This is a genomic window from Nocardioides piscis, assembly GCF_011300215.1.
Taxonomy (GTDB): Bacteria; Actinomycetota; Actinomycetes; order Propionibacteriales; family Nocardioidaceae; genus Nocardioides; species Nocardioides piscis.
Genome location: NZ_CP049866.1, coordinates 177,449 through 194,039, shown reverse-complemented (window position 1 = coordinate 194,039; position 16,591 = coordinate 177,449). Strand labels below are relative to the sequence as shown.

Below are 16,591 nucleotides of genomic sequence, written 5' to 3'. Positions count from 1 at the left end.
CGCGGACCCGCGACTCGTTTGACCTTCTGACGACTCACTGCGGAGGTTGACCACGATGTTGCGATCCACCCGACGACTTGCGGCTCTTGTTGCCGTCCTCGTGACCGCGGCCACTGCGCCCATGGTGCCGGTGTCCGCCGGCGCGAGTCCCGAGCTGCCAGCGGTCGAGGTGCCCTCGTGGCCGACCGACGAGGCCGGGCTCGGCAAGGTCATCGTGGCGTTCGAGGGCGAGGTGATCCCGGGTGGCACGCTCAGCGCGCTGCGGGACCTCGGTGTCGAACGTGCGGTCGAGCTGCCGACCATCGGAGCCGTGGCCGTGACTGCCGAGCTGCCCGTGGTGGACCTCCTCGGCGCGCTCCCTGGTGTCGTCGCCGTCGAGCCCCAGCGCCGGCTGGTGTCCCACCTGTATGCCTCCAAGGAGCAGATCAACGCGATCGGTGTCGAGGAGCCCTCGGCCTACACGACGCGGGTCGGCGGGAAGCGGGTCACCGGCACTCGCCCGGGCGTGACGGGCGATGGCGTGACCGTGGCCGTGCTCGACTCCGGCATCTTCGCCGGCCATCCCGACTTCGGCGACCGCGTGGTCAAGGGACTGAACTTCTCCTATGCCGAGGCGGCCCAGCAGGCGGGCTTCACGGCTGCCCAGTGGGATGCCTATGCCGAGTCCACCGGGGCGTTGGCGCTGCAGGACGAGATCGGGCACGGCACCCACGTCGCCAGCACCGTCGGCGGCGACGGCAGCCTCTCCGAGTCGCAGGGCGGTCCCGACCTGGCCGGCGTCGCGCCCGGCGTCGACTTCATCTCCATGCGGGTGGCGACTCCCGGCTTCGGCATCGTCGACGACATCGACTGGGAGGAGGCCGCGCTCGCGGCGTTCGACTGGACGATCCGCCACCGCGAGGAGAGCGGCATCGACATCACGCAGAACTCCTGGGGCCTCCTCCCGACCGAGCCCAACTGCCTGGGCCTCGACTGCGGTGAGCCGACCGACTTCGACGCGATGTCGGCGATGATCGCCACCGTGGTGGACAACGGCGTGCACGTCGTCTTCTCCGCCGGCAACGACGGCCCCGAGCCGGGGACGATCGGCGGCTACCACGACGCGGCCAACGGGGCAGTCCTCGTGGGCGCGGCGTGCAAGTCGGTCGACTCCTCGGGATGTGTGCCCGGGCAGGAGATCACCGACTTCTCGAGCCGTGGCGCGGCCGACGGCACCGGACCGCAGGTCGACGTGGTGGCGCCGGGCGACACGATCATGGCCGCCCTGTCCCCGTCCGTGCTGGCCCCGCTCACCGAGTGTGCGGAGATCCAGCAGCCCGGCTACTTCTGCATCTCCGGCACGTCGATGTCGTCGCCCCACGTCGCGGGTGTCACTGCGCTCATGCTCGAGGCCAACCCGCAGGCGACCCCGGTCGAGGTGAAGCAGTGCCTGACGTCGACTGCCGTCGACATGATGACTCCTGGCTTCGACATCCACTCCGGGGTCGGGATGGTGGACACCAAGGCGGCGCTGACCTGCGTCCACGCGCTGACGGTGGGGAAGAAGAGGCGCTAGGCCCTCACTGGCGGCGAAGTGCTTCACGGGGAGCAGCGGTCCGCTCACCTGTCGTCGGCCTCCTCCCTCACCAGCCGCGCCCACACAAGGGCGGGAGTGGTGGGCGCGAGGGGGAGATTGTGGGGAAGCGGGCTTGTGTAGAGCGTTCGAACAGGTGTACGATTGAAGGGTACTGGCACCCGTCCCTGGAGAAGGGGCAGGAGACACGCAGAGAACCGGATGTGCCCCGGACGCCGAACGGCTCACGCGTGTCGGACTGGCGCAGCCCGACAAAGCCTCGGGGAACCCACCGCAACCGATCCCGGGCCGGTGGTGACACTCCCCACCGCGATCGGAGGCCAGCCGGATGACGACACGATCACTGGTTCGCGAGTGCGAGCGTGAGATCGACACGGCGCTGGACCGGATGGACGGGATCGAGTTCCTGTGGCTATCACCGGATGAGAAGGCCGAGTCCTTGCGGGCGCTCATGAGGCTCGAGACCAGGATCGCCGCTACTCGGCTGCGTCTGCTGGCGGTGGCTGGCGACGTGGCAGAGAAGTCCGGCGCCCGCGACATCGGGACGTGGCTGCAGCACGCCGCCCGAGTCGACCGGGGGATGGCGCGCCGCACGATGGCCCTGGCGCAGGCGCTCGACCAACGCTGGTCAGTGGTGGCCGCTGCCCATCGCGCCGGAGAGGTCTCGACCGAGCAGGCAGACACGATCGCGCGGGCTCTCGACGCGCTGCCCGACGACGTGGGGGTGGAGGTGTTGGCGCGCGCTGAGCAGGTCCTGGTCGGGCACGCATCGACATACGCGCCGCGAGCTCTGCGGGTGCTGGGGCGCCGCATCCTCGACGTAGTCGCCCCGGAGGTGGGTGAGGACCACGAGCGCCGTCAGCTAGAGGAGGAGGAGCGGCGTGCCCGCCAGACCACCCGGCTCACCACCCAGTCCCACGGAGACGGCACGGCGACCATCCGCATCCGCATGCCCGAGGCGTCCGTCGACCGACTCACGACCTATCTCCACGCGATCACCAACCCGCGCCGGCCCGACGGGTCGCCGGGACACACCGACGCGATGCGCGAGGTGCCCTATGCCACGCGCCTGGGGCACGCCTTCTGCGCGCTGCTCGAGCAGCTCGACCCGGCGGCGCTGCCCGCTCATGGCGGCACGGCCACCACGGTGCTGGTGACCATCCCGCTCGAGGAGCTGCTGAGCGGCCTCGGCGTCGCCACCACCGGCTCCGACGGCCGGATCACCGCTGGCCAGGCGCGCAGGCTGGCCTGCACTGCCAAGATCGTCCCGGTCGTGCTGGGCGCGAAGTCGCAGATCCTCGACCTCGGTCGCGCCCAGCGGCTCTTCACCGCGGCGCAACGCCGAGCCCTCGCGTTCCGCGACAAGCGCTGCCGGGCAGTCGGGTGCGACATCCCCGCCGACTGGGCCGAGGCACACCATCTGCACGCGTGGAGCCGGGGAGGCGCGACCGACCTGTCCAATGCAGTGCTTCTCTGCAGCCACCACCATCACCTGGCCCACGACGACCGCTATCTGCACGACCGTCTGCCCAACGGGGATCTCAGGTTCCACCGGCGGACGTAGGAAGGCGCACGGGTCACCGGGAGACCGCTCTATCGTGGCGGTCGTGGAGCTCGAGTTCGCCGGTGAGGTCGTGGAGTGGCGGGGGCCCGCGCCCTACCACTTCGTCCAGCTGCCCCCGGACGAGGCCGACCTGGTCGACGAGGTCAAGGCCGAGGTGGCCTACTGGGGGGTGGTCCCGGTGACCGCGCGGCTGGGGGAGACCACCTTCACCACGTCGATGTTCCCGCGAGAGGGGACCTACTTCCTCCCGCTCAAGGATGCCGTGCGTCGTGCCGAGGGCGTCGCGCTGGGCGACGTGGTGGACCTGCACGTGGAGGTCGGTCGATGACCGGTCCGAGGCTCATCAACCCCGAGACGCTGGGCGCATGGGTGATCAAGTGCCAGCCGAAGGTGAACCCCGGGGTGACCACAGCGATCCTCGACCGGGACCTCGAGCCGATCACCAGGTTCTGCGTGGCGGACAACTACCGAAGCCGGATGATGGCGGCTGACGACCCGGCGATCCTCTGGATCTCGGGAGACGGCCGGCAGCTGGCGCGGGGGATCTGGGGGCTGGGGCGGGTGACCGGCCCGATCCGCGCCATCCTCGGCGAGGTGGCGAGCTGGGATGTCGGCAAGCTGGAGGTGCCGCTCCATGTCGAGCTGCTGGCCGACGGGGTCTCCGTCGAGGCGATCAGGGCCGCCGGCGTCGGTGACCTCGAGGTGCTGGTGCAGCCGCAGGCCTCCAACCCGTCGTGGGTCTCCAGGGACCAGCTGGCCGCGCTGTCGGGGCTGTTGGACTGGCCTACGACGTCGCCTTCGTGACGCGGTGCAGCACCACGTCGCCGAGCCTTCCTGAGTCGGCTGTCGCCGTCAGGTAGGTGCAGAAGGGCTGGCGGCGGCGGTCGGTGGGGGAGCCGGGGTTGAGCAACCGCAGACCGGTGGCGGTCGTGGTGTCCCAGGGGATGTGGCTGTGCCCGAAGACGAGGACGTCGAGCTCGGGGAACTGGACGCTGCAGCGTTCTTCGCGCCCCTTGGCCTGCCCCGTCTCGTGCACGACCCCGAGGCGGATCCCCTCGATCTCGACGCTCGCGACCTCGGGGAGACGGTCGCGCAGGGCGCCGTGGTCGTTGTTGCCCCAGACGCCGACCAGGCTCCTGGCCCTGGTCTCGAGCTCGTCCAGCAGGCGCTCGTCCACCCAGTCGCCGGCGTGGATGACGACGTCAGCGGTCTCGACATGTCGCCATACCTCGGCCGGCAGGTCGCGAGCATGCTTGGGCAGGTGGGTGTCGGCGAGGATGAGCAACCGGGTCGACATGGGATCCAGTGAAGCCGCGGTGCACCTGTCTGGACAACTTCGGGCCGAGGCGAACCTTTGCCGGCGCCCAGACGTCTCAGTCTGTGCCGCTGTCGAACCGGGAGCGGACACCACGAAACCAGAACGGACAGTCCCATGCGCTCCACCTTCGCCGCACTCGTCGCCCTCGTGGCCGTTCCAGCCGCAGCCTTCTCCCTCGCGACGGCTCCGAGTGCCAACGCCGACTCCATCGGGGTCAAGGACCCCCGCGACATCAACCACGGTGTCGACCTCCGCTCGGTCGAGGTCGATCACGGCACCGACGACATCCGGATCGTCACCACCCACACCAACCTGCGCAGGTCGTTCCGATCGGGCTCGTCGGGCGCCGTCTATCTCGACACCGACCCTGCTCGCCGCGGCCCGGAATATGTGTTCGTCGGCGGCTACTTCGTCGGAACCGACTACACGCTCCTGAAGACCGACGGGTTCGGTTCGCACAACTGGGGCCGACGGGTGAAGGGCAGCTATGACCTCTCGCTCGACTTCGCCGACGAGCAGGTCCGGATGCGGGTCGCCACCACCACCCTCGGATCACCCGAGCGTGTCCGGGTGGCCGTGCGCGTCGCCGGAACCCGTTCCGACGGCACGAGCAAGGGGCTGGTCGACTGGCTTCGCGCGCCCCGCAGCTTCACCGACTGGGTCGCGCAGTAGCCGGCAACGCTTGACTGTGGACTTGGTGTCGCTCCGTGACACCAGGTCCACAGTCAGTGCGCACGCCGGGCTGTGGGCGGGCCAGCAAGCTCGCGGCGGACCGGCTCAGTGGAGTATGGCGACGGCTCTCGCATGCTGCACGAGCACCTCGCTCCTGAGCTCGCGATCGACCACCTGGCTTGCCAGGACGCTGAGCTTGATTCCGTGGTCACGCGCGTAGCGGCGCAGGACGGCGAACGCGTGATCCATGTCCAGGTCCGCCGAGTGAGCGATCACCCCCTTGGCCTGTTCGACGACGATGCGGCTGCTCAGTGCCCGTTGCAGCTGTGAGTTGACCGTTGCGCGGTCGGTCGCGGAACGCTCGTTGACGATGGCGACGCTGGCGACGTGGAGGAGGGCCTGGGCGAGGGCGAGGTCATCGTCCTCGAGGGTGCCTGGCATGTCCCCGAACAGACCCATCGCCCCCAGGACGTGCCCCGTGAGCACCATGGGGAGTGCATGGACTGAGCGATAGCCCACCTCCTGTGCGGCCCGGGAGAACTGCGGCCACCGCTGCTCCTCGTCCGCCAGATCAGGGACCAGCACCTGGTGCCCGTCGCGGAAGCAGTCCAGGCAGGGTCCCTCGTCGCGCTGGAGCTGGAAGACCTCCAGCTGGTGAACTCGATCTGAGGAAGAAGCGGCGAGGTGCAACACACCGCGGCCGTCAGCCAGGAGCAGTCCTGCAGAGGCGACGTCGAGCAGACGGGCGCAGTGATCCGTCAGCTGCTTGAGCACATCGACGACGTCATAGTCATCGACGAGCTCGTTCGACATCTCCACGAAGGCGCGGATGATCTCGCGTTCCCGATTCTCGCTCACCTCGTGCCACCTCCCGCACCGCCGCTGGTGTCCCGCTCCAGCATGAGCCTGCGCTCGACGACGGCCCGCGCGACCTCGATCGCGGTCTGCCCCGTAGCGATGGCATGAGCCCGCAGGCGCACCAGTGCCTCGGTCGCGTCGACGTCGAGGGCCGAGATGAGAATCCCGGTCGCCTGGTAGATCTCCACCCGGTCGAGCTCGGCCAGGTGGTCGGGTTCGCTCCCCATCCTCCGGACCATGGAGTCCTCGTCGGCGCTGAGTTCCCCCGCCCCGGCAATCAGGTCGAGCAACGGCGCAGCGGCCAGCTCCGCGGCCAGCTTGGCACCGGCCAGGGCGTCGCGATCCAACGGCCCAGGGGTCGATCGGAACAGGTCCAGTGCCCCGACGCACACGGACATGATCATGACGGGCATGGCGAAGACTCCACGGACCCCGTCGTCGAGCAGCGCCCCCTTCAGCAGGGGCCATCGCCGTTCCTGCGGCGAGGCGAGGTTGGGAACCAGGACCGTCTCGCGCGTGGCCACGGCATCCAGGCAGGGCCCCTCGCCGAAGGTGAACTGGTATTCGTCCAGGCGACGGCTGGCCTCGCTGCTTGATCCGAACGTCCCGGTGGACGAGCCCTCATGGACCATCGACAGCGCTGCGCCGTCAACGCCGATCAGGCCGACGCAGGTGGAGCACAGCTGGTCGGCAGCGGCGATTCCGCGCTCGCTGTTGGTCATCGCGGCGGTCAGCTCAGCCTTGATGACGTCCAACGAAGCACTCACGGGGTCGATCCTCACACGCTGGTCACGCCGCCGGGCGGCAGCGGAGCAACAAGCGTAGTCCCGTCAGCAGGTCGGGACCCCTCTTGCCCGGGGACTTCCTGTGTGGATCCAGGCCCCCCGATTGGGTCCGGAGCCCGGCGCAGCCGCCTGTCGGCCGGACGGGCGACCGCCGTACCCGTGCTGAGCGGTGTGGCGGCGACCGGCAATGGCATTCTGGGCCGCATGCAGCCCGTCCATGTGTGGATCAGGTCCGAGTCCCGCGACACCGAGCGGCGCGCGCCCGTCGTGCCCGCCGACGTCCCGCTGTTGCTCGACGCCGGGTTCGAGGTGACCGTCGAGGACTCACCCCAACGGATCTTCGAGACCGAGGAGTATGCTGCCGCCGGGGCGTTCGTCGTGGGTGAGGGCACCTGGACAGAGGCGCCCCACGACGCCTATGTCCTCGGGATCAAGGAGCTCCCCGACGAGCCGGCGTCGCTGCACCACCGGCACATCTACTTCGCGCACGCGTTCAAGGGGCAGGAGGACGCCCGGGCGACCCTGGAGAGGTTCCGCCGTGGCGGGGGTCGGTTGCTCGACATCGAATACCTCACCGACGCCGACGGCAGGCGAGTGGTCGCGTTCGGCTACTGGGCCGGATATGTCGGTGCCGCGCTGGGCGTCCTGCACCTGGCCGGCAGGCTCGACGCGCCGCTCGCCCCCATGGGCAAGCACGAGCTCGACGCGGAGCTGGAGCAGGCCGGCAAGGACGGGGCCGATCAGCTGCTGGGGCTCGTCACCGGGGCGCGTGGGCGATCCGGCCGCGGTGCGCAGCGGGCACTGATGACCTCGGGCGTCCCGATCACCCGGTGGGACCGCCAGGAGACGCGCGACCTGCACAAGCAGGCGCTCCTCGGCCATGACCTGCTGGTCAACTGCGTGGTCACCCACACCCCGACGGCTCCGTTCGTGGAGCGGGCGGACCTCGACCACGAGCGTCGGCTGCGGGTCCTTGCCGACGTGACCTGCGACGTGACCGGCCCCACCAACATGCTGCCGGTGAACACCGAGATCACCACGTGGCAGGAGCCGGTCCGGCGACTGCACGGCGGCGACCCGGATCACGGCAGTGCGCCGCTGGAGGTCATCGCCATCGACAACCTGCCCTCCCTGCTCCCGCGCGAGGCCAGCGAGGGATTCAGTGCTGACCTGGTCCCGCACCTGCTCGGTCTCGCCGAGGGTGGCGGGCCGTCGGGGCCGTGGCGAGCGGCCGGCAAGGCCTTCGACGAGGCGATCGCAGCGCTGGAGGCAGGCTCCTAGGTCGCGACCGTCGTCGCCACGTGGCGGCCGCCCGTCACACCTCGGGGAACTTGACCCCGGTGTTGGCGTGGCAGCGGTAGCCGAACGGGTTCTTCGCCAGGTATTGCTGGTGCGCGTCCTCGGCGTAGTAGTACGCCACCCCGTCGGGCAGGGGAGCGGCGGGACGGATCTCGGTGGTGACGTCGCCGAGCCGACGGCGGGCCAGCTCGTCGGCATACACCTTGGTCAGCTCGCGCGCCGTGGCCTCCTGCTCGGGCGAGGTGAAGTAGATCGCCGAGCGATACTGCGTGCCGACGTCGTTGCCCTGGCGCATCCCCTGGGTCGGGTCGTGGATCTCGAAGAACCGCTTCACCAGGTCGCCGAACGAGACGACGGCCGGGTCGAAGACGATGCGGACGGCCTCGGTGTGCCCGGTGCGGCCGGAGCAGACCTCGTCGTACGTCGGGTGCGTGGTGTGACCGCCGGCGTAGCCCACCGACGTCGACCAGACGCCGGGGACCTGCCAATAGATCTCCTCGGCGCCCCAGAAGCAGCCGAGGCCGAAGATCGCGACCTCGTGACCGGCCGGCACGGCGCCGTCACCGAGGTCGGTGACGACGGGCGTCCGGAGGACGACGTGCTCGCCGAGGGTCCAGGGCTGGGAGGACCGCCCGGGCAGTGCCTCGTCGGCGGAGGGGAGGGTGGAGGGCTTGCCGAGTCCGAACATGGCTCCAGTCTCCCCGGCGACCCAAGGAGCACTGGGTCTAGTGTCGATCCGTGACCCAGTCGACCAACAACGAACACACCGACAAGGCCGGCTTCGAGACGCGTGCGATCCATGCGGGCTTCGAGCCGGACGAGATGACCGGTGCGGTGATCCCGCCCATCTATGCGACGAGCACCTACAAGCAGGACGGTGTCGGCGGGATGCGCGGCGGCTACGAGTACAGCCGCTCGGCCAACCCGACCCGCACCGCGCTCGAGGGCGCCCTGGCCGCCGTCGAGCAGGGCGAGCGCGGGTTCGCCTTCGCCAGCGGGCTGGCCGCCGAGGACACCCTGATCCGCTCGCTGACCGGGCCCGGTGACCACGCGGTGATCCCCGACGACGCGTATGGCGGCACGTTCCGCCTCTTCGACAAGGTGGCCAAGGTCTGGGGGCTCGACCACACGCCCGCCGCAGTCTCGGACGTCGAGGCCATGCAGGCGGCGATCGTGCCGGGCCGGACCAAGCTGGTATGGGTGGAGACGCCCACCAACCCGATGCTCACCATCGGCGACATCGAGGCGCTGGCTGCGGTCGCCCACGACGCGGGCGCACTGCTCGTCGTCGACAACACCTTCGCCTCGCCCTACCTCCAGCAGCCGCTCGTCCTGGGGGCCGACGTCGTGGTCCACTCGACGACGAAGTATGTCGGCGGCCACTCCGACGTGGTCGGCGGCGCGCTCGTCGTCCGCGACCTGGAGATCGCCGACAAGATCGCCTTCCACCAGAACTCCATGGGCGCCGTCGCCGGCCCCTTCGACGCCTTCCTCACCCACCGGGGCCTGAAGACGCTGGGGGTGCGGATGGACCGCCACTGCGACAACGCCGAGAAGGTCGTGGAGTTCCTCACCGGGCACGCCAAGGTCGCCGAGGTCATCTATCCCGGTCTCGCCTCCCACGCAGGCCACGAGATCGCGGCCAGGCAGATGAAGCGCTTCGGTGGCATCGTCAGCTTCCGGGTCACCGGTGGTGAGCAGCACGCCCTCGACGTCTGCGCCAGGGCGGAGGTCTTCACCCTCGGTGAGTCGCTCGGCGGGGTCGAGTCGCTGATCGAGCACCCGGGCCGGATGACGCACGCGAGCGTCGCGGGCACCGACCTGGAGGTCCCGGCGGACCTGATCCGGCTCAGCGTCGGCATCGAGACGATCGAGGACCTGCTCGCAGACCTCGACCGCGCGCTCGCGTGAGCCACCTGCAACCGGACGACGTGCCGGAGGCGATCGAGCCCGACATCCGCTTCACCTTGGCGAACGAGCGCACCTTCCTGGCCTGGGTCCGCACGGCCATCGGACTGGTGGGAGGCGGTGTGGCTGTCTTCCACCTGCTGGCCGACTCCGCGGCAACGACCGCCCTCTCCCTGGTGCTCCTGGTGGCTGGTTCGTTCGCGGTGATCGCGGGTTATTCGCACTTCCGCCGGGCGGATCGAGCCATCCGCTCCGGTGAGTCGCTGCCGACGACCGGGGTCGTGGTGGTCGTCATGAGCTGTTCGGTCCTTCTCGCAGCCCTGATCGGCGCCGCGTCGGTGGTCCTGGATGCGTGACGTGCGCCGCCCGAGCCCGGTTGTCGTCTGCGTCGACTTCGGCTCGACCTTCACCAAGGCGGTCCTGGTCGACGTCGAGCGCGGAGACCTCGTCGCCCGCGCCGACCACCCCACGACCCTGCCGGCCGCCGACGGGACCGGCGACGTCCTCGACGGCTACGACGCCTGCCTGGCACAGCTGGCGGAGCAGGACCCGCGGGCCCGGGACGCCGAGGTGCTCGCCTGCTCGAGCGCGGGCGGGGGGCTGCGGATCGCCGTGGTCGGCAACGAGGAGCTGGTGACCGCCGAGGCCGGTCGCCGGGTCGCGCTCAGCAGCGGCGGCAAGGTCGTCGCGGTGCTGTCCGGCGGCCTGGACGCGGATCGCCACGGCGAGCTGCGGGCGGCTGCGCCTGACGTCCTGCTCCTCGTCGGCGGCACCGACGGCGGCAACAGTGCACAGCTCGTCGGCGACGCCGACTTCCTCGCCGCCGCACGGTGGCCGGGTCCGGTCGTCGTCGCCGGGGACGTCGAGTCCCGCGCACGGGTCGCCGCTGCCCTCGAGGAGTCGCAGACGCCATACGTCCTGGCCGACAACGTGGTGCCGCAGATCGGTGTCCTGGCTCCCGACTCGGCCCGCGCCGCGATCCGGGAGATGTTCCTGGCCCATGTGATCGGCGGCAAGCACCTGAGCAAGCGCGCCGACTTCGTCGCGATGGTCCGCGGCGCGACGCCGGACGTCGTCCTGACCGGCGTCGAGCTCCTCGCCCGCGGTCTGGACGAGGCCCGCGCGGGCGCCGGCGACGTGGTCGTGGTCGACGTCGGCGGCGCCACCACCGACGTCCACAGCGTCGTCGAGCTCGACCCGGAGGTCGGCGCGGGTCTCTCGCGCGAGGTGGTGGCCACCACTCCCGTCACGCGGACGGTCGAGGGCGACCTCGGGATGCGCTGGTCGGCTGTCACCACCGTCGCCGCCGGGCAGCTCGACCACCTGACCTCCGCCGCCGAGCGCCGGCACGCCGATCCCGGGTTCCTGCCCGACGACGCTGACGGGCGCGCGGTCGACGAGGCCATCGCAGCGGCAGCGATCGAGGTCGCCCTCAAGCGACACGCCGGCCGCAGCAAGGTCGTGCTCAGCCCCGAGGGTCGGGTGGTCGAGCGCACCGGCAAGGACCTGCGCGAGGTCGAGCTCCTGGTCGGCTCGGGCGGGGTCCTGCGCCACGGCGAGCCGGATGCCGTACGGCGCATGCTGCTCCCCGCGACGGGCCAGCACGACGGGGGTTGGCAGCTGCCACGTGCGCCCAGGATCGTCGTCGACCACGACTACGTGCTGGCCGCCGCGGGGCTGCTCGCCGCCGACCACCCGGAGACGGCCCATCGGCTGCTCACGGGCCTGCGCGAGCGTCGGGTCGGCCATGAGTAGCCTGCAGGCGTGAGGGACGAAGACGCGGAGGGATCCGCAGGGCGCCAGCGTGGCGGCGGAGCCGACGCGCTCGCCCCGACCAGCAGGGCCGTGGCCCCGGTCGGGGACAGTGCGGGGGCCGCCGGTCATCGCGAACGCCGGACGTCGCAGCTGGTGCAGCAGTGGGCGGCGCTGCGCGCCGAACGACGCCCCGCGCCCATCCAGATCTCGACGGGGACGAGCAACTTCAGCCGGGCCCAGGTGCCGTGGGGGCTCGACCTCGCAGCTGCCTGGTCGTGGCGGATGCTCATCATCGGCGGGGCCGTCTATGTGCTCGCCCTCGTGCTGGCGCGCCTCGCGGTCGTCACGCTGCCGCTGGCGATCTCCCTGCTCCTGGCAGCGCTCGCCGGGCCGGGCGTGACGCTTCTGCAGAGGATCGGGCTGCCTCGTGCGCTCGCGGCCGCGATCGTGATGCTGTTCGGGCTCACCACCGTCGTGCTGCTGCTGACCTATGTCGGCCAGCAGGTCGCCGCCGGCGCCCAGGACCTCGCCGACTCGGTGGTCGCCGGCCTGGGTGAGGTCAAGAACTGGCTGCGGCAGGGGCCCCTCAACCTCAGCCAGGGCCAGCTCGACGGCTGGATCGAGTCCACGCAGAAGGCGATCACCGAGAACTCCCGCGAGGGCGGCGCCCTCACCCAGGTGACCGAGGTGGGCACGGCCGTCGGCCACGTCCTGGCCGGGTTCTTCATCGTCATCTTCGCGACCTACTTCTTCCTCGCCGACGGCGGCCGCATCTGGGCGTGGTTGGTGCAGCTGGCCCCGCGCGCCGCCCGGGCACACGTCGACGGCTGCGGTCGCGTGGCATGGGTCTCGCTCGAGCAGTTCGTCCGCGCCACCGTGCTCGTCGCCCTCGCAGACGCGATCGGCGTGATGGTGGTGGCAGCGCTGCTCGGCGTCCCGTTCGTGCTGGCGCTCGGTGTCCTGGTGTTCCTCGGCGCCTTCGTCCCGATGGTCGGCGCGACCGTCGCGGGCAGCGTCGCGATCCTCGTCGCGCTCGTCGACCAGGGGCCGATCACCGCACTGCTGATGCTGGGCGGGGTGATCCTGGTCCAGCAGATCGAGGGCCACATCCTCCAGCCGTTCCTGATGGGGCGCTTCGTCTCGGTGCACCCACTCGGGGTGATCATCGCGATCGGCTGCGGCGTGCTGGTGGCGGGCATCGCCGGAGCACTCATCGCCGTACCCCTCGTCGCGGCGGCCAACGCCGTGGCCAACCACCTGGCCCAGGAGGTCGAGCCCGAGCACTACGACACCCCGTTGATCACCGACGAAGAAGTCGACGACGTCGAACCGGACTTCCAGCAGGACGAGCCCGAGAGGAACCCCCGTGACTGAGGCCGGACCCCTCGGCGTGACGCTGGCCGACATCGAGGACGCTCGCAGCCTCGTCGACGAGATCGCGGTTCGCACCCCGATGGAGGAGTCGCGCTGGCTCTCGGCCCTGGTCGACGGGCCGGTCAGCCTGAAGTGCGAGAACCTCCAGCGCACAGGGTCCTTCAAGATCCGCGGCGCCTACGTCCGCATCTCGCGGCTCTCGGCGGATGAGCGTGCCGCCGGTGTCGTCGCCGCCAGCGCGGGCAACCACGCCCAGGGCGTGGCGCTCGCGGCCACCACGCTCGGGATCAGGTCGACGGTCTTCATGCCCGAGGGCGCGCCGATCCCCAAGGAGAAGGCGACGCGGGGGTATGGCGCCGACGTCCGCTTCCACGGGCGTTATCTCGAGGACGCGCTGGACGAGGCGAAGAGGTTCGCCGAGGAGACCGGTGCCGTGCTGATCCACCCCTTCGACCACGTCGACATCGTCGCCGGGCAAGGGACCGCGGGGCTCGAGGTCCTCGAGCAGGAGCCCGACGTCCGCACCTTGATCGTGCCGACCGGCGGCGGCGGACTGCTGGCCGGGATGGCCGTGGCGATCAAGCTGCGCGCCCGCGCCGAGGGGCGTCCCGAGGTCCGCGTGATCGGTGTCCAGGCTGAGGGTGCCGCCGCCTTCCCCGACTCGCTGCGCGCCGGCGCGCCCGTGGCGCTGTCGTCGATGAACACGATGGCCGACGGGATCGCGGTCGGTCGCCCCGGCGACATCACCTTCGCTGCGGTGCGCGACCACGTCGACGAGATCCGGACGGTCTCCGAGGAGTCGCTCTCCCGGGCGCTGCTGGCGCTGGTCGAGCGCGCCAAGATGATCGTCGAGCCGGCCGGGGCCGCAGCCGTCGCTGCGATCCTGGACTCACCGAGCCACTTCGAGGCCCCCACGGTCGCCGTGCTCTCCGGCGGCAACATCGACCCGCTGCTGCTGAGCAAGGTCATCCGCCACGGCCTGGCCGCCGGTGGACGCTTCCTCTATCTGCGCGTCGTCATCCCCGACCTGCCCGGCGGGCTGGCGGGGCTGCTCGCGCAGGTCGGGTCGGCGGGCGCCAACGTGCTCGAGGTCGCCCACGAGCGCATCTCGCCCACCCTCCACCTCAACGAGGTCGAGGTGCGGATCCAGCTGGAGACGCGCGGCGAGGTGCACGCGGGCAAGGTGATGGCCCAGCTGCGTGCGGCCGGCTACACCGTCTACGAATAGACGACGGTCAGGCGCGGTAGGGCTCGGCGTCGAGGATCTCGACGGTGACGTCCTTGCCCGTGGGTGCGGCGTAGGTGACGGTCTCGCCCTTGCTGTGCCCGTTGATGGCGGCACCCATGGCCGACTGCGGCGAATAGACGTCGAGCTTGTCACCCTCGGCGAGGTTCTCGCGCGCGCCGAGGAGGAACTTCTCCTCCTCGTCGAAGTCGGTCAGGCGCACGGTGACGACCATGCCCGGCTCCACGACGCCGTCGTTGGGCGGCGTCTCGCCGACCTCGGCGCGCCGCAGCATGTCCTCGAGCTGACGGATCCGGGCCTCCTGCTTGCCCTGCTCGTCCTTCGCGGCGTGATAGCCGCTGTTCTCCTTCAGGTCGCCCTCGTCACGCGCAGCCGAGATCTTCTCGATGATCTCGGCGCGGCGGGGGCCCTTGAGGTCCTCGAGCTCGTTCGTGAGCTTGTCGAAGGCATCCTGCGTGAGCCAGATGGTGCCGGCGTCCTGAGTCATGTCGGTGTGCTCCTACTTGTGAATACAACATCTGAATGCGACATCGCATCCACGTGGTGGTGGTGTGGTCCTGCCCATGGGCTTCGGCGGGCGCTCGCGGCCGCAGAGGGCCGGCGCTGCCGGGTGGCAGGTGCTCAGGTTAGCAAGTCAGCGGGGACGCTGCTGATCCGAGGTGACGCAGCCCACAAGCTCGACGGTGTTGGCGCGGCGCTCGGTCCGCACGGTGACCTCGTTGCGACCCTCCTCAGGGGTGAACGAGACCTCCCCGACGATCGTGTGGTCCTCCGCGAACGCTCGCACCTTGCAGGTGGCCTCGACGCCGGTTTCGAGCTGGACGTCGACCTGGGCCGTCGCGGAGCTGTCGCTCGCCACGTCGAACCCGACCATGGCGGACTCGGCATCCGGGGTGCCGTGGCTCCAGGCCACCCACGCGACCCAGCTGAGGAACACGGCCGCCAGCAGGACGGTCAGCGCGGTCAGGGCCCTGCGGCGCCAGGGCGGCGCAGCGCCATACCTCTGCGCGAGGTGGGGGCTGCCGGCTCGGTCACAGTGCCCAGCGTAGAGAACCTAGACTCAGGGCCATGTCGCAGCCCGCCCCCGCCGACGAGCCGCGCCGCGGCTTTCGCCTCATGCACGTGCACGCCCACCCCGACGACGAGTCGAGCAAGGGCGCCGCGTCCACCGCGATGTATGTCTCCCAGGGGGTCGACGTCCACGTCGTCACCTGCACGGGGGGTGAGCGCGGCTCGATCCTCAACCCCAAGATGGACCGCCCCGACATCGCGGCGAACATCACCGAGGTCCGGCGCCAGGAGATGGAGCGGGCCCGCGACATCCTCGGCGTCCGACAGGACTGGCTCGGCTTCATCGACTCCGGCTGGCCCGAGGGCGATCCGTTGCCGCCGCTGCCCGAGGGCTGCTTCGGCCTGATCGACGTCGAGGTCGGCGCCGAGCCACTGGTGCGCCTGATCCGTGAGTTCCGTCCGCACGTCCTGACGACCTATGACGAGAAGGGGGCTATCCGCACCCCGACCACATCATGTGCCACAAGATCTCCGTCGAGGCCTTCCACGCGGCCGGCGACCCGGAGCGCTATCCCGACGCGGGGGAGCCGTGGCAGCCGCTGAAGCTCTACTACCAGCACGGACACAGCCGACCGAAGGCCGTCGCGCTGCACGAGGCGATGCTGGCCCACGACCTCGAGTCGCCCTGGGCCGAGCGTCTCGCCGACTGGCCCGAGCGGCCCGACTGGGACGCCCGCGTCACCACCAAGGTGCCGTGCTCGGAGTTCTTCGGGGTGCGCGACCAGGCCCTGCTGGCCCACGCGACCCAGATCGATCCCGACGGCTGGTTCTTCTCCATCCCCCGTGAGATCCAGGCCGCCGTGTGGCCCACCGAGGACTTCGAGCTCGTCGTCAGCCACGTCGAGTCGCAGCTGCCCGAGGACGACCTGTTCGCCGGCATCCCCCGGCCGAGCGACGCCGACCCTGCCTGAGACACTGGCTGCATGTTCGCCTACACGCACGGCTCAAGCGTCGCCCTGCTCCTGGCCGCAGTCGAGGAGGGCCCCGCGCCCGAGGACGTCAAGGCCGGGTGGACGGCCCTGATCATCTTCCTGCTGCTGGCCGTCGCGGTCGCCGTCCTGGGCTTCAGCCTGGTCAAGCACCTGCGCAAGGCCGAGGCGGCCAAGGACGCGGGGGCGTATGGCGACGAGCCCAAGCGACCCGATCACGACTCGACGACCTGATCCCC

General features: G+C 70.6%; 18 protein-coding genes and 1 pseudogene. 13 read left to right on the top strand and 6 right to left on the bottom strand.

Going from position 1 to position 16,591, the window contains the following annotated elements:
- Nucleotides 1–55: 55 nt before the first annotated feature.
- The 4 genes from G7071_RS01055 (at nt 56) to G7071_RS01040 (ending at nt 3,941) form a co-directional block, all read left to right on the top strand.
- On the top strand, nt 56–1,555 hold the full coding sequence (locus G7071_RS01055; protein ID WP_166313876.1) for a S8 family serine peptidase: 1,500 nt from the start codon (nt 56–58) through the stop codon (nt 1,553–1,555).
- Between the two features lie 346 nt (nt 1,556–1,901).
- A complete protein-coding gene (locus G7071_RS01050) occupies nt 1,902–3,137 on the top strand; it encodes an HNH endonuclease signature motif containing protein (protein ID WP_166313874.1) in 1,236 nt (411 codons plus the stop codon).
- Between the two features lie 43 nt (nt 3,138–3,180).
- Complete coding sequence (locus G7071_RS01045) at nt 3,181–3,465, top strand: DUF1905 domain-containing protein (protein WP_166313872.1); 285 nt, start codon at nt 3,181–3,183, stop codon at nt 3,463–3,465.
- The gene (locus tag G7071_RS01040) at nt 3,462–3,941 is read left to right on the top strand and encodes a hypothetical protein (protein ID WP_166313870.1); all 480 of its coding nucleotides are present in this window, start codon (nt 3,462–3,464) and stop codon (nt 3,939–3,941) included. The genes G7071_RS01045 and G7071_RS01040 overlap by 4 nt, the downstream gene beginning before the upstream one ends.
- Here the strand turns inward: G7071_RS01040 and G7071_RS01035 are convergent.
- The gene (locus tag G7071_RS01035) at nt 3,922–4,434 is read right to left on the bottom strand and encodes a metallophosphoesterase family protein (protein WP_166313868.1); all 513 of its coding nucleotides are present in this window, start codon (nt 4,432–4,434) and stop codon (nt 3,922–3,924) included. The two genes, G7071_RS01040 and G7071_RS01035, sit on opposite strands and share 20 nt — an antisense overlap.
- A 135-nt stretch (nt 4,435–4,569) precedes the next feature.
- Here G7071_RS01035 and G7071_RS01030 point away from each other — a divergent pair, with 135 nt between their 5' ends.
- The gene (locus tag G7071_RS01030) at nt 4,570–5,127 is read left to right on the top strand and encodes a hypothetical protein (RefSeq protein WP_166313866.1); all 558 of its coding nucleotides are present in this window, start codon (nt 4,570–4,572) and stop codon (nt 5,125–5,127) included.
- Nucleotides 5,128–5,232: 105 nt separating this feature from the next.
- Here G7071_RS01030 and G7071_RS01025 read toward each other — a convergent pair whose 3' ends face one another.
- Both G7071_RS01025 and G7071_RS01020 read right to left on the bottom strand, forming a co-directional pair.
- Complete coding sequence (locus G7071_RS01025; RefSeq protein WP_206062865.1) at nt 5,233–5,985, bottom strand: GAF and ANTAR domain-containing protein; 753 nt, start codon at nt 5,983–5,985, stop codon at nt 5,233–5,235.
- Nucleotides 5,982–6,752, bottom strand: a complete 771-nt coding sequence (locus tag G7071_RS01020) for an ANTAR domain-containing protein (protein ID WP_206062864.1) — start codon at nt 6,750–6,752, stop codon at nt 5,982–5,984. Before G7071_RS01020 ends, G7071_RS01025 begins: the two co-directional genes overlap by 4 nt.
- 222 nt (nt 6,753–6,974) lie before the next feature.
- On the opposite strand from G7071_RS01020, the gene G7071_RS01015 reads away from it, so the two are divergent.
- A complete protein-coding gene (locus G7071_RS01015; RefSeq protein ID WP_166313864.1) occupies nt 6,975–8,051 on the top strand; it encodes a saccharopine dehydrogenase in 1,077 nt (358 codons plus the stop codon).
- Between the two features lie 34 nt (nt 8,052–8,085).
- Here G7071_RS01015 and msrA read toward each other — a convergent pair whose 3' ends face one another.
- On the bottom strand, nt 8,086–8,757 hold the full coding sequence (gene msrA, locus G7071_RS01010; protein WP_166313862.1) for a peptide-methionine (S)-S-oxide reductase MsrA: 672 nt from the start codon (nt 8,755–8,757) through the stop codon (nt 8,086–8,088).
- A gap of 50 nt (nt 8,758–8,807) precedes the next feature.
- Between msrA and G7071_RS01005 the strand changes: the two genes are divergently transcribed.
- The 5 genes from G7071_RS01005 to ilvA are packed head-to-tail and all read left to right on the top strand — an operon-like array spanning nt 8,808 to nt 14,334.
- Entirely contained in the window at nt 8,808–9,980 is a 1,173-nt protein-coding gene (locus G7071_RS01005) for a cystathionine gamma-synthase (protein ID WP_166313860.1), read from the top strand.
- A complete protein-coding gene (locus G7071_RS01000) occupies nt 9,977–10,333 on the top strand; it encodes a YidH family protein (protein ID WP_166313858.1) in 357 nt (118 codons plus the stop codon). The genes G7071_RS01005 and G7071_RS01000 overlap by 4 nt, the downstream gene beginning before the upstream one ends.
- Before the next feature lies 1 nt (nt 10,334).
- Nucleotides 10,335–11,732, top strand: a complete 1,398-nt coding sequence (locus G7071_RS00995) for a glutamate mutase L (protein WP_246210286.1) — start codon at nt 10,335–10,337, stop codon at nt 11,730–11,732.
- A 9-nt stretch (nt 11,733–11,741) separates the two neighbouring features.
- A complete protein-coding gene (locus G7071_RS00990) occupies nt 11,742–13,106 on the top strand; it encodes an AI-2E family transporter (protein ID WP_166313854.1) in 1,365 nt (454 codons plus the stop codon).
- Nucleotides 13,099–14,334: a threonine ammonia-lyase gene (gene ilvA, locus G7071_RS00985; RefSeq protein ID WP_166313852.1), complete on the top strand. Its 1,236-nt coding sequence runs from the start codon at nt 13,099–13,101 to the stop codon at nt 14,332–14,334. The genes G7071_RS00990 and ilvA overlap by 8 nt, the downstream gene beginning before the upstream one ends.
- Nucleotides 14,335–14,341: 7 nt before the next feature.
- Here the strand turns inward: ilvA and greA are convergent, their stop codons facing one another.
- Both greA and G7071_RS00975 read right to left on the bottom strand, forming a co-directional pair.
- Entirely contained in the window at nt 14,342–14,839 is a 498-nt protein-coding gene (gene greA, locus G7071_RS00980) for a transcription elongation factor GreA (protein ID WP_166313850.1), read from the bottom strand.
- Between the two features lie 147 nt (nt 14,840–14,986).
- Entirely contained in the window at nt 14,987–15,289 is a 303-nt protein-coding gene (locus G7071_RS00975; protein WP_246210279.1) for a DUF4307 domain-containing protein, read from the bottom strand.
- A 131-nt stretch (nt 15,290–15,420) separates the two neighbouring features.
- On the opposite strand from G7071_RS00975, the pseudogene mca reads away from it, so the two are divergent.
- Nucleotides 15,421–16,334: pseudogene (gene mca, locus G7071_RS00970) on the top strand (mycothiol conjugate amidase Mca).
- A 12-nt stretch (nt 16,335–16,346) separates the two neighbouring features.
- Nucleotides 16,347–16,586, top strand: a complete 240-nt coding sequence (locus G7071_RS00965; protein WP_166313848.1) for a hypothetical protein — start codon at nt 16,347–16,349, stop codon at nt 16,584–16,586.
- Nucleotides 16,587–16,591 lie beyond the last annotated feature (5 nt).

Excerpts from the sequence above, each read along its gene's own strand:
- greA (WP_166313850.1), bottom strand. The coding sequence starts at position 14,839 with ATGACTCAGGACGCCGGCACCATCTGGCTCACGCAGGATGCCTTCGAC.
- G7071_RS01015 (WP_166313864.1), top strand. The coding sequence starts at position 6,975 with ATGCAGCCCGTCCATGTGTGGATCAGGTCCGAGTCCCGCGACACCGAG.
- G7071_RS01035 (WP_166313868.1), bottom strand. The coding sequence starts at position 4,434 with ATGTCGACCCGGTTGCTCATCCTCGCCGACACCCACCTGCCCAAGCAT.
- G7071_RS01055 (WP_166313876.1), top strand. The coding sequence starts at position 56 with ATGTTGCGATCCACCCGACGACTTGCGGCTCTTGTTGCCGTCCTCGTG.
- G7071_RS00965 (WP_166313848.1), top strand. The coding sequence starts at position 16,347 with ATGTTCGCCTACACGCACGGCTCAAGCGTCGCCCTGCTCCTGGCCGCA.
- G7071_RS01040 (WP_166313870.1), top strand. The coding sequence starts at position 3,462 with ATGACCGGTCCGAGGCTCATCAACCCCGAGACGCTGGGCGCATGGGTG.
- msrA (WP_166313862.1), bottom strand. The coding sequence starts at position 8,757 with ATGTTCGGACTCGGCAAGCCCTCCACCCTCCCCTCCGCCGACGAGGCA.
- G7071_RS01030 (WP_166313866.1), top strand. The coding sequence starts at position 4,570 with ATGCGCTCCACCTTCGCCGCACTCGTCGCCCTCGTGGCCGTTCCAGCC.
- G7071_RS01050 (WP_166313874.1), top strand. The coding sequence starts at position 1,902 with ATGACGACACGATCACTGGTTCGCGAGTGCGAGCGTGAGATCGACACG.